Origin of the sequence: Xanthovirga aplysinae, from assembly GCF_009711365.1 — a bacterium.
Taxonomy (GTDB): domain Bacteria; phylum Bacteroidota; class Bacteroidia; order Cytophagales; family Cyclobacteriaceae; genus Xanthovirga; species Xanthovirga aplysinae.
Genome location: NZ_SMMB01000084.1, coordinates 1 through 303, shown reverse-complemented (window position 1 = coordinate 303; position 303 = coordinate 1). Strand labels below are relative to the sequence as shown.

Below are 303 nucleotides of genomic sequence, written 5' to 3'. Positions count from 1 at the left end.
GCTAGCTTTGGAGGAAAAAGTGAGAATAACCACACCTATGCCCGTATACATGGGGATGCAAATGTAAATGCCGTTCATATTGATCAGAGTGCTACTTCTGGAGGTAAGGCCAAAAACAACCATGCCTATGCCTCTATTAAGGGCGATCATAATGAAATGGGGATAGAGTTTGATCAGTTTGCTGAGGATGATGGTGTGACCAGAAATAACGGCGGATATGCCGAGATAAAGGGAGATAGAAATTTTCGAGGCATTTTTATTGATCAGGAAGCGGAAGATGATGCCAGAAGTATTAATAACCAG

At 42.2% G+C, this 303-nt stretch carries 1 protein-coding gene; it reads left to right on the top strand.

All coding sequences use genetic code 11. From position 1 onward, the window contains the following. Positions 1 to 303 (top strand): hypothetical protein (locus E1171_RS23055; protein ID WP_187696083.1); only part of this gene is annotated, 303 nt, incomplete at both ends.